This is a genomic window from Pseudomonas sp. NFX5 (assembly GCF_049132125.1).
In the GTDB taxonomy this organism is placed as follows: domain Bacteria; phylum Pseudomonadota; class Gammaproteobacteria; order Pseudomonadales; family Pseudomonadaceae; genus Aquipseudomonas; species Aquipseudomonas marginalis.
In genome coordinates this window covers 87,288-102,849 of sequence record NZ_JAFMZG010000006.1, presented here as the reverse complement: position 1 = coordinate 102,849, position 15,562 = coordinate 87,288, and the positions used below count along the sequence as shown (strand labels likewise).

Annotated in this window: 15 protein-coding genes and 1 pseudogene; 8 read left to right on the top strand and 8 right to left on the bottom strand. The window is 62.8% G+C overall.

Features of this window, described 5'->3' with window-relative positions:
- Positions 1–17 precede the first annotated feature (17 nt).
- From J1N02_RS01920 to J1N02_RS01905, 4 genes are read right to left on the bottom strand one after another with little or no spacing between them, the layout of a single operon-like run.
- Positions 18–1,259 carry an efflux RND transporter periplasmic adaptor subunit gene (locus J1N02_RS01920; RefSeq protein ID WP_421147097.1) on the bottom strand — a complete coding sequence of 414 codons (1,242 nt, stop codon included), beginning with the start codon at positions 1,257–1,259 and terminating at the stop codon, positions 18–20.
- Positions 1,249–2,727, bottom strand: a complete 1,479-nt coding sequence (locus J1N02_RS01915) for a TolC family protein (RefSeq protein WP_027606307.1) — start codon at positions 2,725–2,727, stop codon at positions 1,249–1,251. The genes J1N02_RS01920 and J1N02_RS01915 overlap by 11 nt, the downstream gene beginning before the upstream one ends.
- Entirely contained in the window at positions 2,720–3,919 is a 1,200-nt protein-coding gene (locus tag J1N02_RS01910) for an ABC transporter permease (RefSeq protein WP_027606308.1), read from the bottom strand. Before J1N02_RS01910 ends, J1N02_RS01915 begins: the two co-directional genes overlap by 8 nt.
- Entirely contained in the window at positions 3,916–4,620 is a 705-nt protein-coding gene (locus J1N02_RS01905) for an ABC transporter ATP-binding protein (RefSeq protein ID WP_027606309.1), read from the bottom strand. Before J1N02_RS01905 ends, J1N02_RS01910 begins: the two co-directional genes overlap by 4 nt.
- 362 nt (positions 4,621–4,982) lie before the next feature.
- Between J1N02_RS01905 and J1N02_RS01900 the strand changes: the two genes are divergently transcribed.
- Positions 4,983–5,735: a TetR/AcrR family transcriptional regulator gene (locus tag J1N02_RS01900; protein ID WP_027606310.1), complete on the top strand. Its 753-nt coding sequence runs from the start codon at positions 4,983–4,985 to the stop codon at positions 5,733–5,735.
- Positions 5,736–5,901: 166 nt separating this feature from the next.
- Here J1N02_RS01900 and J1N02_RS01895 read toward each other — a convergent pair whose 3' ends face one another.
- Together J1N02_RS01895 and J1N02_RS01890 are read right to left on the bottom strand one after the other, a co-directional pair.
- Entirely contained in the window at positions 5,902–6,963 is a 1,062-nt protein-coding gene (locus tag J1N02_RS01895) for an FUSC family protein (protein WP_065927053.1), read from the bottom strand.
- Between the two features lie 90 nt (positions 6,964–7,053).
- A complete protein-coding gene (locus J1N02_RS01890; RefSeq protein WP_169898927.1) occupies positions 7,054–8,670 on the bottom strand; it encodes an NADP-dependent glyceraldehyde-3-phosphate dehydrogenase in 1,617 nt (538 codons plus the stop codon).
- Positions 8,671–8,821: 151 nt separating this feature from the next.
- Here J1N02_RS01890 and J1N02_RS01885 point away from each other — a divergent pair, with 151 nt between their 5' ends.
- The 3 genes from J1N02_RS01885 to J1N02_RS01875 all read left to right on the top strand — a co-directional run bounded on the left by J1N02_RS01885 (position 8,822) and on the right by J1N02_RS01875 (position 12,362).
- A complete protein-coding gene (locus J1N02_RS01885) occupies positions 8,822–9,685 on the top strand; it encodes a Dyp-type peroxidase (protein WP_421147096.1) in 864 nt (287 codons plus the stop codon).
- Between the two features lie 118 nt (positions 9,686–9,803).
- Positions 9,804–11,171, top strand: coding sequence for an MFS transporter (locus J1N02_RS01880; protein WP_421147095.1), 1,368 nt, complete (start codon positions 9,804–9,806; stop codon positions 11,169–11,171).
- Positions 11,172–11,228: 57 nt separating this feature from the next.
- Entirely contained in the window at positions 11,229–12,362 is a 1,134-nt protein-coding gene (locus J1N02_RS01875; RefSeq protein WP_027606316.1) for an MFS transporter, read from the top strand.
- Position 12,363: 1 nt separating this feature from the next.
- On the opposite strand, the gene J1N02_RS01870 is transcribed toward J1N02_RS01875, so the two are convergent.
- Positions 12,364–12,885, bottom strand: coding sequence for a DUF3087 domain-containing protein (locus tag J1N02_RS01870; protein ID WP_098479170.1), 522 nt, complete (start codon positions 12,883–12,885; stop codon positions 12,364–12,366).
- Between the two features lie 133 nt (positions 12,886–13,018).
- On the opposite strand from J1N02_RS01870, the gene J1N02_RS01865 reads away from it, so the two are divergent.
- Entirely contained in the window at positions 13,019–13,198 is a 180-nt protein-coding gene (locus J1N02_RS01865) for a hypothetical protein (protein ID WP_027606318.1), read from the top strand.
- A gap of 12 nt (positions 13,199–13,210) precedes the next feature.
- Positions 13,211–13,410 (top strand): annotated as a pseudogene (locus tag J1N02_RS01860) (DUF6021 family protein).
- A gap of 32 nt (positions 13,411–13,442) precedes the next feature.
- Here the strand turns inward: J1N02_RS01860 and J1N02_RS01855 are convergent.
- Complete coding sequence (locus J1N02_RS01855; RefSeq protein WP_027606320.1) at positions 13,443–13,679, bottom strand: DUF6555 family protein; 237 nt, start codon at positions 13,677–13,679, stop codon at positions 13,443–13,445.
- 120 nt (positions 13,680–13,799) lie between these two features.
- Here J1N02_RS01855 and J1N02_RS01850 point away from each other — a divergent pair, with 120 nt between their 5' ends.
- Entirely contained in the window at positions 13,800–14,639 is an 840-nt protein-coding gene (locus tag J1N02_RS01850) for an arylamine N-acetyltransferase family protein (protein WP_368962753.1), read from the top strand.
- Positions 14,640–14,762: 123 nt separating this feature from the next.
- Positions 14,763–15,515 (top strand): outer membrane beta-barrel protein, encoded by a 753-nt coding sequence (locus J1N02_RS01845; protein WP_368962754.1) that lies wholly within the window; start codon positions 14,763–14,765, stop codon positions 15,513–15,515.
- Positions 15,516–15,562 lie beyond the last annotated feature (47 nt).

Genomic DNA, 15,562 nt, shown 5'->3' with positions numbered 1-15,562 from the left:
CCACAGGGGATCTCCATTTATCTTGAGGTCTTTACGAAACCGGGTTTTAGGCCGAACACTTCCACCCCCTGCGGCGTCGATTGCCCGGTAGTCACCTTCACCCGCTCCACCGGTTTATCCATCGCTTCTCGATACTCCACCGTCCTGTCCGCCTGGATCGCCTCGCTCGGAATCACCATCGCCTGCGCATTGTTGTACGTGACGATGGTCAACCGCGCACTCATCCCCAGCCGCACCCGCTGCAACTGTTGCGGGGTCAGCCTGGGAATCGTCAGGGTTACCGGAAACTGCGCGCTGCCCTGGCTGTCGCTGGCAATCGCCAGGCCGCTGACCACGCTCACCGAGCCGCTCAACCGTTCCCCGTCAAAACCATCGCCCAGCACTTCCACCGCCTGGCCTTGGTGCAGCTGGTTGATGTCCAGCTCAGACACCTTGGCGACGATTTTCAGCCGCTCGATATTGGCCAGGCCGAACAGCACCTGGCCCTGGCTGACCTTGCTGCCGGCCTGAATCGGCGCGTTGGTGTTGCCGCTTTGGGGCGTATTGTTGCCGGGGGCGGGCACCACGATGCCGGAGAACGGCGCCTTCACCTCCTTGCCTGCGAGCAGGGTACGCAAGGCCTCGTATTTCACCGTGGCGTTGGTCAGTTCCATGTCGGCGATCTGGCGGTATTCGCCCTTGCCCTGGTCGAGGGCCTGTTGCAGTTCGCTGCGGGCGGAGGCGAGGTCCAGTTGCTGTTGCTGAGCCTGTTGCTTGAGGTCGTCCAGCTCATTGCGCGGGATGATGCCGCGCTTGAACAGGTTTTCGCTTTCGGTGAGTTTGCGTTGGGTGTTGCCGGCGGTCATCTCGGCGGTGCGCAGGCTGCGGCGCGCACGGCTGACGGTGGGGCCGCTGTCCCAGTCCTGCAGCTCTTGCACGGCGCGGCGGGCCTTGAGCTGGGCGGAGAGGGCGTCGCGCAACTGCACCTCAAGGGTGGCCGGGTCCATGCGCAACAGCACCTGGCCAGCCTCGACCCGCTGGCCTTGCTCCACCAGATTGGCCTGCACGTTACCGTCGAACGGCGCCGTGAGGGTGAGGGTGGTGTCGGGTTCTATCTTGCCCACCAGGCCGATCTGGTGCACCAGCGGGTCGGGCTTGACGGCCAGCCATTGTTCGGTGGCGCCGGCCGGGCCTTCTGCGGGGCTGCGCAGGGCCAGCCCCGCGCCGGCCAGCAGCAGAATCAATGCGACGCCCAGCAGGCGTTTTCGATTAGTAGTCATTGAGGGCGATTTCCCAACTTTCCAGCGTCATGCCCAGGGTCAAGTCGAGCTGGGTCTGGGCGTTCAAATAAGCGATCAGGGCGTTGAGCTGCGCGTTTTCGGCATTGCGCAGGTCGGTCTCGAAGCTCAGCACCTGGAAGTTGGTGGAGCGCCCGGCGCTGAGTTTCTCGCGTTCGATCTCGATCTTGCGCCGCGACAACTCCACCGCGCGCTGGGAGATTTCATACTGGCGCCAGCGGGTGCCGAGGTCGCGTACCACGTCGTTGACGTTGCGTTCCAGTTCCTGGCGGGCGTCGGTGATGCGGATCTCCTGGTCCTCCACATTGACCCGCGCGCGCACTTCGGCCTGGCGCGTGCTGATGTCGCCGATGGGGATCTGCACCTGCACGCCGGCGTAGCTGTCCCAGGTCCGGTTGTTGGTGCTGCCGCCGTCGTTATTGTAGGCGTCGCGTATCTGGTTTGCGCCGGCCACCAGGTCCACCTGCCAGCGCCCGGAGTCCTTGGCGATCACCAGGTTGAGGTCGGCCTGCTGGCTGCCGAGCAGGGCGGCGAGGTATTCCGGTTGCTGGGTCTGCGCCAGGTTGAAGGCCTGGCGTTTGTCGATCTGCAGGGGCTTGGCCTCCAGGGCTTCGGTGGCGCGAATCGGCGTCGACAGGTCCAGGGCCAGCAGGCGCAGCAAGGCCAGGCGGTTGGTGTCCAGTTGGTTCTGCGCTTCTTCGACGCCCAGTTGCTGGGTGGCGATATCGGCTTCGGTCTGCACGATCTCGAATTCGGCCATGCGCCCGGCGCTGATCAAGGCTTTGTTCACCTCCAGCAAGGTGCCGGAGCGCTTGAGGGCGTCCTGTACGATGCTCAGTTGCTCCTGGGCCCGCAGCAGTTCGCGGTAGGTGGCGATGATCTGGCTGATGGTCTGCGCCACGGTCGCCTTGAGGTTCAGGCGGTTGGCCTGCTCCGACAGGCGCGACAGGCGCAACGGTGCGGTGGTGGCGTCCCAGCCGGCGCCGCGCATCAACGGCTGGATGATCGCCAGGTCGAGGCCGTCGCTGCGGTAGCGGCCGGCGCGGTCGGCGTTGTTCAGCTGCTGGGTCCAGGCCATGCTCAGGCGGGTGCCGTACTCACTGAGCAAGCTGGTGGCCGGCGCCACGTTGGCATTGCGCGCACTGTCCTGGGAGCCACGGGTGCTGCGGTAATAGCTGTTAAGGGTGAGCTTGGGGTTGAACACGTCTTCGGCGACGCGCAGGTCGAACTTCTGCGCCACCCGTTGCAGGTAGGCGCTGCGGATTGCCGGGTTGTTGCGCAGGCCCAGGTACACGGCGTCACCCAGGGTCATGCTGGTGACCTGGGCATTCAAGGACACGCCCCGGTCGTAACCGCTGCGGGTGCTGCTGGGGGCCGACGGCTTGATGACCACCTCGGCGGCCATGCCGTGCAGGCTGATCAACACGAGCAACCCCAGCCATTTACTCATCGCGCAAGGCCTCCACCGGCTGCAACCGTGAGGCCGACACCGCCGGGTAGATGCCAAAGAACAAGCCCACCAGCAACGTACTGCCCACGCCCAGGGGCAGGGCGGCGACGGCCAGGTCGAATAGCCAGCCCGACAGCCAGGCATAGAGCCAGGCGGCGGTCATGCCAAGTACCGCACCGCACAGCGCGCCGACGGCGGTGAGGGTGACGGCTTCGAGCAGGAACAGGTTGCGGATGTCGCGCTGGCGAGCGCCCAGGGCCATGCGAATGCCGATCTCACGACGGCGTTCCGACACGTTCATCAGCATCACATTCATCACGCCTACGCCGCCGCCGACCAGGGAAATGGCACCGAGGGCCAGCAGCAGGTAGGCGAAGGTGCGGCTTTGCCGGGTCATGCCGTCGATCATTTGCTGGGGCACCTGGATGTCGACCGTGTGGTCGGTGAGTTGGGTCTGCAAGGCGCTGGCGGCTTCAGTGGCAATGTGTTCCATGTCCTGGCCGGGCGCGGCGCGGATAATCACATTGCCGATCTGCGGCATGGCATGGATGCGGCGCATGCCTTCGGCGGGAATGAACAACGACTCGTTGGCCTGTACCGGCATCAGCATTGCCCTGGGCTGGTTCTGCAGAATGCCCACCACCAGGAACAGGTAGTCGTTGATGCGCACGCGGTCGCCCAGTTGCAGCGGATCGCCCGGCGCTCCGAGGGCCTGGGCCAGTTGGTCACCGATCACGCCATAGGTTTCGTTGGCGTCGAAGCTCGACAGGAAGCGCCCCTGCCGTACCACCAGGCGCATCGCCGCCTGGATGTCCGGTGTGCTGCCGACGAGGTTGGCGTTGGTGGTGCGGCCATGGAACACGATGGGCCCGCTGAACAAGGTCAGCGCGCCGATATGGGCAATGCCCGGCACGGCCTGGCGCACGGCATCCAGGTCGAGCCTCGCGGGCGCGGGGACCGTGCTGCTGCCCTTGGGAGGGAACTGGGCGACCAGGGTGTCGGTGCCCATGTCCTTGAAAATCATCGCGGCATCCACCGCCGCGTTATGGCCGATATTGATCAGCGCCACCACCGACGAACTGCCGATGACGATGCCCAGCAGGGCCAGCACCGAGCGCTTGCCCAGGGTGCGCAGGCTGACGAAGGCTTCATGCAGCAGTTGGCTGAAGCTCTGTTCGACCCGCAGGCTCATAGGCGCCCGGCCTCGTGCACTACGCCGTTGCGCACCAGGATCTTGCGCTCCAGGCGTTCGGCGATATGCGGGTCGTGGGTGACGATGATCAGTGTGACCTGTTGCTCGCGGTTCAATGCCAGCAGCAGGTCCATGATGTCCTGGGCGGTGCTGCTGTCGAGGTTGCCGGTGGGCTCGTCGGCCAGGATCACCGAAGGCTTGCCCACCAATGCACGGGCAATCGCCACACGCTGGCGCTGGCCGCCGGAGAGGTCGGCGGGGCGATGGTGGGCGCGTTCCGCCAGCCCGACCTGTTCGAGCATGCGCAGGGCCTGCGCCACCGATTCATGCCGCGATACACCGCGATAGCTCAGGGGCAGGGCGACGTTGTCCAGGGCGCTGAGGCGCGGCAGCAGGTTGAAGCTCTGGAACACAAAGCCGATCTGCTGGTTGCGGATCGCCGCCAGTTCGTCCGGGGATGCACTGAAAATATCGTGGCCGGCAAAATGGTACTGGCCGCAATTGGGCAGGTCCAGCAGGCCGAGGATATTGAGCAAGGTGCTTTTGCCGGAGCCCGAGGCGCCGAGGATGCCGCAGCTGTCACCGCGCTCGATGGACAGGCACACCTCATTGAGAATGGTCAGTTCCTGCCCGGCGAGCTGATAGCGCTTGCCGATGCCTTGCAGGGAAATCAAGCCTGGGTGCGCGGGGGTATCTGTCATCGTGACTACGCCTGCAGTCTCGACGCTGCCGTCATGCGCCCTTTGTAAATCTTTGTAACAAGTTCGGGAGCTATCTGGTTCGCGTCACGGACTGGTTTTATTTCTTGTTTTTAAAATATTGTTTGAATACTAACCGTGTTCCCGATGCTTCGCCAGCCGTGGATGTAGAGCGGTTTTACGCTTTGAAAAGATTTCCCTCGCCGGTACGGGGGTCTACCGAAAGGTCCGTGGCTTGCCTGAGAATCCCCATGGGCAAAGGCTTTGGATAGTATGGCGGTGTGTCACTACTTGCTTTCGACCGGCCACACCGGTATAAAAAATCAAATTATTTTTTAAAACAATATTTCCGCCGTGGAACCCTTATGGTCGCGAAGAAACTCAGCGCTCCAAACGTTACCAAGACTCGATTGCTGGATGCGACAGAGGCTCTCTTCATCAAATACGGCTATGACGCCGTGCTGCTGCGGCAGATTACCGAGCGCGCCCAGGTGAACCTGGCTGCGGTGAACTACCACTTCGGGGACAAGGACTCCTTGATGAAGACCCTGCTGATGCAACGCCTGGAGCCGCTCAACGAGCAGCGCTTGGAATTGCTGGCGCGCTGTGAGGCCGAATCCGACGGCCCCCTCGACTGCGACACCTTGCTCGGCGTGCTCTTCGCCCCGGCCATGGGCCTGGAACGCAGCGACCCGGCGAGTGGGGAAGGCCGTTCGTTCATCCGTTTCCTCGGGCGGGTGTACAGCGACACCTCGCCGTTTATCCAGGAATACCTCAAGGTGCATTACCAACCGGTGTTCCAACGCTTCTTCGAAGCCTTCGCCCTGGCCTTGCCGGACTTGCCGCGCAACGAGCTGGGGGTGCGCCTGCAATTTGCCCTCAAGGCGATTTCCGGGGTCATGGCCGGTACCGAATTGCGCCTGCTGATGAACTCCATGAGCCTGGGCCGCCCGGCGACGGATGCCGAGGTGATGGCCAAGCTGATCACCCTGGTCTCGGCGGCGATTCGTGTGCCGCAGCAAAGCCCCGAAGCCGAAAACGCGTTGGCCAAGGTGCTGGACACCCAGCGTGCCATTCGTGAACAGGCGACAGCGCCGGCCGCCAAGGCCTCGCGCTGACAAATCCCAGGCAAAAAAAAGCCCGCTGGGGCGGCGGGCTTGATGTGCAACGTTTGTAACGGATGAGGCTTCACCCTACGTCCCGGGATGTGAATAAAACGTGAAAAAAATGTAAGAGAAAGTGTGAAACTGTTGAGCTGGGTAAACAGGTCAACGGACTCCCTTTCTAGATCTTCCAGCGCCCGGCGCTTTTAGCCAGGCGTTGGCGCATCGCGTCCACATTCGCCGCCAGTTGCACGGTCAACAATCGATACCCATCCAGCGCGCTGTAAACCGGCGCATCCAGGCTGGGCTCGCCGCCGCTGACAGGGCTGGGCCGCTCCAGCCGCTCCGTGACCCCCGACTTCAATGCCCGCGCCATCCCCACCAACTGCACGCGAATCTGCCGATGCTCGGCTTTCAACATCACTTGCATGCGCGCCATCGCCTGTTCGTCCCGCGGGTCCGGGCGGGTGTTGCCGAGAATCTCCAGGGTGCTGATGCACATGCGCAGGTGGCGTTGGATCGCGTCCAGCTCAGTCATCGAGATGCGCACCTCCTTGGACACCGACGGCATCAGCGAGCGCAATTGCAGCATTGCCGCATTCAGGCGGTTGAGCAGCTTCAGGTGTTCATCGTCGGTGACCGACTGGCCATTGATGATCCGGCTGTAGATCTGGGCGCAATCACGCAAGGCGCTGGCCAGGTTGTAGCGCCAGGAATACACGGCATACAACGGCAGGGCGAAGGAAAACGCCAGCGCCAAGGCAATGCCGATCAGGATATCCACGGTGCGCCACAGCCCGTCCGACAACGGGTTGTCACCGTGCCCCGCGACGATAAACACCGTGATCGCGGACAACAGCGCCGTGTACCCGCCCTTGCCGATGGCGTGATAGGAAAAAAACCCGCACACCACCGACATCAGCAGGTAGGTGAGCAGCGGCTGGCCGACATACGCCTCCTGCACCACCAGCAGCAGACCGACGCTGGCACCGATCAGCGTGCCATAGGCACGCTCAACGGCCTTCTTGCCGATATTGCCGTGGTGTTGCAAACCGCCGATCACCACCAGCATGGTCACCGATGCCCATTCACCATGGGGCAGGTTGATGCCGGTGGTCAGCAGGATCGTCGCCAGCAAGCCGATGGACACGCGCACGGCGTGGATCAGCTTGGCGTGGCGATAGCGGCGGTAGGGGTCGAGCAAGGGGCGCAGCAGGCGCCGGGCGAAGAGTGGCAGGTTCATCGGTAATTAAAGTGGCCTCGGTTTTGGATATGTACACAATCCAAATGTGGGAGGGGGCGGTCCCCTCCCACATTGAGATCGGCATTGTGCTTAGAAGATATAGTCGGTGGTCAGGAAGCTTGAGTCACGGTTGCGCAGGATATCGCTGACCAGCGCCTTGTTGCTTTCCTGGAACTTGGTCGCCACCAGGGTGCGGATCGAAAACACGCGCAGCGCGTCATGTACCGACAGCGTGCCTTCGGCCGAGTTCTTGCGCCCGTTGAACGGGAAAGTGTCCGGGCCGCGCTGGCACTGGGCGTTGATATTGATGCGGCCGACCTGGTTGGCGAAGGTGTCCACCAGGCGTCCGACTTCCACGGCGTTGGTGCCGAAAATACTCAATTGCTGGCCGAAGTCCGAGTCGAGTACGTACTCGATCACCGTCTCCAGATCGCGGTAGGGCACGATGGGCACCACCGGGCCGAATTGTTCCTCGTGGTACACGCGCATCTGCGGATTCACCGGGTACAGCACCGCCGGATAGAAGAACGAACCACGATGGGTACCGCCATTGGCATTCACCACGTGGGCGCCGTGTTGTTGGGCATCGGCCACCAGGTCGTTGAGGTAGTCCACCTTGCCGACTTCCGGCAGCGGCGTCAGTGAAACCCCGTCTTCCCAGGGCATGCCGGGTTTGAGGGTCTCCAGCTTGCGGTTGAATTTCTCGATGAAGCTGTCGACCACGTCTTCATGCACAAACAGGATTTTCAGCGCGGTGCAGCGCTGGCCGTTGAAGGACAGCGAACCGGTGACGGCCTCGCTGACGGCGTTGTCCAGGTCCACCTCGGGCAGCACGATGCCGGGGTTTTTCGCATCCAGGCCCAGGGCCGCACGCAGGCGGTGCGGCTTGGGGTGCAGTTTTTTCAAGTCACTGGCGGCCTTGTTGGTGCCGATAAAGGCAAAGATGTCGATCTTGCCGCTGGCCATCAACGCACTGACGGTTTCGCGGCCGCTGCCGTAGATCACGTTGATCACCCCGGCCGGGAAACTGTCGCGGAAGGCTTCCAGCAACGGACGGATCAGCAGCACACCGAGTTTGGCCGGCTTGAACACCACGGTATTGCCCATGATCAGCGCCGGGATCAGCGTGGTAAACGTCTCGTTGAGCGGGTAGTTGTAGGGCCCCATGCACAGCGCCACGCCCAGGGGGACGCGGCGGATCTGCCCGAGGGTGTCCTGTTCCAACTCGAAGCGGCTGCTGCGGCGGTCGAGTTCCTTGAGGGCATTGATGGTGTCGGTGATGTAGTCGCAAGTGCGGTCGAACTCTTTCTGCGAGTCCTTGAGGTTCTTGCCGATCTCCCACATCAGCAGCGTGACCACTGCGTCGCGCTGTTCGCGCATACGTCGCAAAAACGCCTCGACGTGCTGGATACGCTCCACCACCCGCATCGTCGGCCATTCACCCTGGCCTCGGTCATAAGCGCGCACGGCGGCATCGAGGGCGGTGAGGGCGGTGTCGGCATCCAGCAACGGCGTGCTGCCGATCACCACGCGGCGGTCGCCCAATTGCACCGGGCTCTGCACCTGGGCCAAGGGGCCGTTCCACACCTGCAACTGGCCATCCACCAGGTAGTCACGCTGTTCGATGGGCGCCGCCAGGCGGTATTGCTCGGGAATATCGGCGACGCTGGTGGGAAACAGCTGGGCGAGCAGGTTGCTGCTGGTCATGGCACTACCCCTGAAATAGTTGCAAAACATGACTAGAGAGTCACCCAACACAGGGCTCTATGGCAAGGCTTGTGCGCGTTGCACTACACACCGGGGCGTGTCGCCTGCTCTTCGAGATAGTAGACTGCGCGCCTTTCTTGAAGGAGTTCACATGAGTCAGTACCAGCCGGGCATTCTTGCCGCACCGGTGCCTTTGCAGGCACGCCATCTGTTTTTTGCCGTTGACACCCTGGCAGCCGTGCCCGCTGCGCTGGACGCGCTGGTGCAGTTGGCCGATTCGGCGGCAGTGGTCGGATTTGGCGAGCCGCTGGTCAACGCGCTGGGTGCAACGATTGATGGTTTGCGCAGCTTTCCTGCCGTGAGCGCACCGGGCGCGCACAACCCGTCCACCCAGCAGGCACTGTGGGTGTGGCTGCATGGCGTCGATCGCGGCGAGTTGCTGCTGCGCAGTCGCGCTTTCGAGAAGGCCCTGGCCCCGGCGTTTCGCCTGGTACAGTCGACCGAAGGCTTCCGCTACAAGACTGGCTTCGACCTCACCGACTACGAAGACGGCACCGAAAACCCCCACGATGACGCTGCCGTTGAAGCCGCCCTGACCGACAGCGGTGCCAGCTTCGCCGCGATCCAGCAATGGCAGCACGACCTCGATGGCTTCGCCGCGTTGCCCGCCCAGGAGCGCGACCACATCATCGGCCGCCGCCATGGCGACAACGAAGAGCTGGAAGACGCTCCCGAATCCGCCCACACCAAACGTACCGCCCAGGAAAGCTTCACCCCGGAAGCCTTCGTGGTGCGCCGCTCCATGCCCTGGGCCGAAAATGGCCAGGCCGGGTTGATGTTCCTCGCGTTCGGCCATTCCTTCGATGCGTTCGAAGCGCAACTGCGCCGCATGAGCGGGTTGGAGGACGGGATTGTCGATGGCCTGTATCGCATCAGCACGCCGTTGACCGGTGGTTACTACTGGTGTCCGCCGACCCTCGGTGGGCGCCTGGACCTGAGTGCACTGGCAGGCTGATCGCCTTTACCTGTGGCGCGTGGCTGAACATGAAAATTCGGACAGCCACGCAATCCCCCACTGAAAAAATCCCCGGCTGCCCTTAATCTAGACACCTTTGCCACTGTGCGGATTGTTCATGTCTTCTATTGCCGATGGGCTGCCCCTCAATAAACGCCTGCCGGCCGTGATCGCGATCTCCCTGGGGATCGGCATGGCGACCCTGGACACGGCCATCGTCAACACGGCTTTGCCGACCCTGGCCGAAGGGATTGGCACCGATTCCGCCTCGGTGATCTGGGTGGTCAATGCCTACCAGTTGGCGATTATCGCCACGGTCCTGCCGTTTGCGTCCCTCAGCGATGTGCTCGGGCACCGCCGCGTATATCTCGGCGGGTTGCTGCTGTTTATCGTCTCGTCGCTGTTTTGCGGGCTGGCCGGCTCGCTGGTCAGCCTGACCGCCGCCCGTGTGGTGCAGGGGCTGGGAGCGGCGGCGATCATGAGCGTCAATACGGCGTTGCTGCGGCATATCTACCCGTCAAAAATGCTCGGGCGTGGCCTGGGCTATAACTCGCTGGTGGTGGGGCTGGCGTTTACCCTGGGGCCCACGGCGGCGTCGGCGATTCTGTCGGTGGCGACCTGGCACTGGCTGTACCTGATCAATGTGCCGTTGGGGCTGTTGGCCCTGGGACTGGGCCTGCGTTCATTGCCGACCCTGCCGATGACCGGGCATGCCTTCGACCGCCTCGCGGCGGCGCTGTGTGCCGGGTTATTCGCCTTGCTGGTGCTGGGGCTGGGCACGGCGGTGCATGGTGCGCAGGGGGCGTTGACCCTGGGCTTGATTGCGGTGGCGCTGCTGTGTGGCGCCTTGCTGCTGCGTCGGCAGGCCGGTCACCCGGCGCCGATGCTGGCGTTGGATCTGTTCAAGCGGCCGGTGTTTGCCTTGTCTTCCCTGACGGCGATCTGCGCCTTCAGCGCCCAGGGCCTGGCCTTTGTGTCGCTGCCCTTTCTGTTGCAGGCGGTGCTGGGGCATAGCCAGGTGGAAACCGGATTCCTCATGACACCGTGGCCGGCGGTCGTGGCGGTGATGGCGTTGGTCGCCGGGCGCCTGGCTGACCGTGTGTCCCTGGGCCTGCTGTGCGGTATCGGGCTGTTGATGTTGAGCGTGGGAATGGCCGCGTTGGCGACCTTGGGCCACGGCGCGTCGGCCTTCGATATTGGCTGGCGCATGGCGTTGTGCGGTGCCGGTTTCGGCTTCTTCCAGTCGCCCAACCTCAAGGCCTTGATGACCAGTGCGCCGTTGGCGCGCAGCGGTGGGGCCAGCGGCATCGTGGCGATTTCGCGGTTGCTGGGGCAGACGCTGGGGGCGTCGTTGGTGGCGCTGTGTTTCCACCTGTCCCTGGGCAATGGCCCGCTGTATGCGCTGTGGCTGGGTTGCGTGTTTGCGCTGGTGGGCGCCGTGGCCAGTGGCCTGCGTTTGCTGCCCTACGGGAAAAAGCCGTTGTAAAACCTGCGGCGGGAGGGCTACCGTGGCGACCTGAATATTTCGGGATGTTTCAGATTTATGTCCAGCCTGGCCCTCCGCACTGCCGATACCCATTCCCGCCGTGCTGCGTTGACCCTGGCGTTATGCCTGCCCAGTGACGTGTTGCTCTATCTGCTGCTGCCCATGGAGTCCCAGGCCTTCGGCATCACGCTCGCCCAGGCCGGGGTGTTGCTGGCGGCCAACCGGCTGGTGCGGATTTTCGGTTATCGCCATGTGCTGAATTTCTACGCGCGCAACGGCGATCGCCTGACCTGCATGATCGCCGCCGGTGCCGCAACGCTGTGCGCCCTGGGTAATTCGGTACTGTCGGGCTTTGCCGCGTTGTTGGGGCTGCGGCTGGTGTGGGGCCTGTGTTTCGCTGCGTTGAACCTGTCGACCCAGGTATTGGCCACCTCCGAGCCGGAGGGCGCCGCTCGCCGGGCCGGGCGATCGCGGGCCCTGATCGCCTGGGGGCCGATGTTGGCGTTACCGTTCGGTGGCTGGCTGACGCTGTGGGTCGGGCCGCGTCCGATCTTTGTGATCCTCGCCGGCTGTTGCCTGGTGGGGCTGTGGATGGCGCGCGGCCTGCCCAGCGCCGGGCATGATTTGCACAGCACCCCGGGACGCCGTTTCAAGTGGCCCGACAGCGTGGCGCTGTGGTCGTTTATCGAAGGCGTGGCGCTGGACGGACTGTTTATTTTCGGCCTGTCGATCCAGGCGCAGAAGCTGCTCGGCGGTAATGCGGTGCTGATCGCCGGCGGCTTGATGGCCCTGCGTTATGTCTCGGAAATGCTCCTGAGTCCCCTGGGAGGCCACGCCGCCCAGCGCTTTGGCGCGACCTCGATGTTGTTGCTGTTTTCGTTCCTGAGTGCCTTGGCCTTGACGGCGTTCGGCAGCTATTGGGTGATTGTCGGCGCGGCGGCGGTGTTGGTGCTGCGCGCGTTGCAACTGCCCCTGGTGACCACCCTGGTCGCCGAGCGCAACCCCGGTTCGCTGCGGGTGTCGGCCCTGGCGTCGAATGCGGTATGGCGTGACATCGGTGCGGGCCTCGGGCCACTGCTGGCAGGCCTGCTGTTGCCGGTGGCCTCGGCACCCCTGGTGTTTGGCGTGGCGGGTGCGGCGATTGCGGTGAGTGCGTTGTTCTGCTGGCGCACCCGTGTGGCAGCCGGCTGACTTACGTGCGTTTCAATCCTTCCAGCCACGCGGGATCAAAGCGGGTTTGTTCGGTGTCGATCCCCAGCACGTGCATCTTCGCCTGATGTGCTTCGATTTCCCCCACCAACTGCGCCTGGGCACTGGAGTTGGCGTCCAGGGCGTGCATCTGCGTCAGCCCCAGGTGATAGAAACGCAGGACCTTCATGGCCGTCGGATCATTCGCCTGCACACGCTCGGTGACGGTGTGCATCACGTTGGTCACGCGCATCAGGGTGCGCTTGAGCTGCCAGCCATAGACGGCCGGTGCCAACCACGGTTGGGTGCGGAACGGGCCGCGCAGCAGGGCGACCGTTATCAACACCCCGGCGAATACGCCACCGACATTGAAGCGGAAGTTGTCACCGCCGGGTTCGCCGAACAGCATCACCGCCAGGCTCGACAGCAGCATGGCCAGGGCCACGAACAGCACGGCTACGATCAGGGTGCTGCGGCGCGTCTGTTGGCGGTAGGTGACGGGGTCGCAGGGTTTGAGCTCGAACATCCGGTCCAGGTCTCCAGGGCGGGTAGGGGAAGGCATCTTCTCATGGTCGGCGGTCAGTGGTGGGGCAATCAAGTTGAACCATGATCTGGGGCAGTTTCTCTAAACCGGTGTAGCCCCTTTGAGGTCAACCACCATGCCCGAGTACAAGCAGCCACCGCCCGGTACCCCGGACCCCGATCGCACACCCGGCGAAGAGGAGCGCGACAACGATGCCTTGCGCCCCAATGACCCGAAAGAGCGTGACGCCCAGGATGATGTGGAGCGCGTCGAAGACGACCTGGAAAACCTCCACGACAAAGCTCGCCCGCTATAACAGGAGACCATGATGAACAAGCGCTCGGATGGACCGCCCTCCAACGAACACGCCAGCGGCAAGGATGAGCTGGGATTTGATCCGGACTCGCCCGATGTGGCCGACCCGCAGGTTGATCCCATCGGTCCGGCCATCGCCCCCCTGGATAAAAAGGCCAAGGACGACGGGAAAAAAAGCCGCCCTACGATCCGTTGGGCGACTTGAAGAAATGAGCTGGGCCCCGCCAATGAGTGGGGCTTTTTATTTATCTGGGCGGCATCCAGGTGACGTCGGTGATGCCGTACTTCTCGGCCCATGGGCGCGTGGTTTTTTTCACCTGCTCATGGCCGACCCGGCCGATACGACTGACATGCGCTATGTCGGCGTCAACGGCTGCCCAGTGCCAGGCCTCGGCGTTGTTCATCACTTCGGCACGCACCACAAAGGACTTCGGTTGACCGTGCAGTTGGTAGTGGATGGTGTAGATTTTTGCGGTACTCATGTTGCCTCCCTGTCTTGTTATAGATGGATAGGGAACGGTTTAAAAAGGTTCACTCAAAATGACAATCTGCATGCTTGCGCGGCATAGTGACGCATTCCTCCCGCGCCCAAGGATCGCGCCATGACCCTCCTGAACCACAGCCGCCTGTACCTGCAACGCCTGGGTTACGACTCGCCACCACCGCCCACCCTGCAGACCCTGCGGGATTTGCAACTGCGTCATGTGTGCACCTTCGCCTTCGAAAGCCTGTCGACCCTGTTGCGTCTGCCGGTGCCGATCGACTTGCCCAGCGTCGAGCAGAAAGTCCTGTTCGATGGGCGGGGTGGGTATTGCTATGAGTTGAACCAGATGTTCCTGGCGCTGTTGCAGGCACTGGGCTTCGATGCTCGCGGCATTACCGGGCGGGTTGTGATGGGGGGGCCGCCGGATGCACGTACGGCGCGTACCCATCGCCTGAGCCTGGTGACATTGGACGGCGTGCGCTACATCACCGACGTCGGCTTTGGTGGCATGGTGCCCAGCAGTCCGTTGCAGTTGGACACGCAGGCCGTGCAGGCCACGGCCCATGAGCCGTATCGCCTGACTCTCAATGAACAGGAGAGCAGCTACACCTTGTGGGCCGAGGTCGCGGGGGAGTGGCGTGGCTTGTATGTGTTCGACCTGCAAGTGCAGGCAGACATCGACTACGAAATCGGTAACTGGTACGTCTCGACCCATCCAGGTTCGCCGTTCGTGGGCCAATTGAAAGTCGCACGCCTGGCAGCGGGGGAACGCCACACCTTGAACAACGCCCTCTATGGGATTCACTACCTGGATCGGCCGAGTGACAAGCGTGTGATCCAGAGCGCCGACGAGCTGCTGGACGTACTGGGCACTACCTTTGGGATTCGCGTGCCGGTTCACCCTCAGCTTGATTCAACCCTTGAGGGCTTGGTAATGGCTGCACGCCAGGAGTATTGATCCAGAGCGATCGCTGAACCGTTTTACCTCCAAGTGGGGGCAAATTTTTTCGAACCTTTGGTGCCAGCCTGGGTTCGAAGCGTTTCCTGAATAATTTGCCCACCAGACAAGGAGATGTAAACGATGTCCAAACTATTCGGAAACCTCCTCAAGCATTCCTCACTGCTGGCGCTGGTCGCCGCGCCAGCCTTGGTGTTCGCCGCACCGTCCACTGACCCGATTTCTACCTTTGGGATTCTGGGCAGCTACAACGACTTCAAGCTCGAAGGCGGTAGTGAAAGTGATAAGGACCACATGCCCGAAGCCGGTCTTTTCTACAACTTCGGCAACAAGCTCACCGCCGAGTCGGGCTTTATCTACCAGGCAGGTGTGGAAGCCAAGTACGGTAAAAAGAGTGATAACAAACTCAAGGAAGGCCAGGCCGACCTGGATCTCGGCTGGCGTGCCGCGCTGGATGCGCGCAACTTCGTCGACGTGATCGTGGGCGGCGGTTACAGCTGGACCCGCTATGAGCTGGACTCGAACGACTACGACATGGAGCTCACCAACAAGTCGCCGTTCGCCAAGGCAGCCCTGGGCTACAACCATCAGTTCGATGACATGACGCTGCGTTTCGAAGCCGGTGCGCGTCGCACCATTGATGGTCGTACCAAGCTCAAGGTGGACGGCGTGGGCAGCGACACCGTGGACCTCAAGGACCGCACCAACCCTTACGCCGAAGTCAGCCTGCTGATGAACCAGAAGGGCGACCTGCCGGTGATGGCGGGCCTTTACTACACCCGCACCGAATACAAGCTCGACGGTGATTCCGAAGTGGCCGATAACACTCGGCTCAAGCGGGATGAGTACGGGGTCAAGGTCGGTATCGCGTTCTGACGCGATTGCAATGTAAAACGCCCCGAACATTCGGGGCGTTTTTTTGG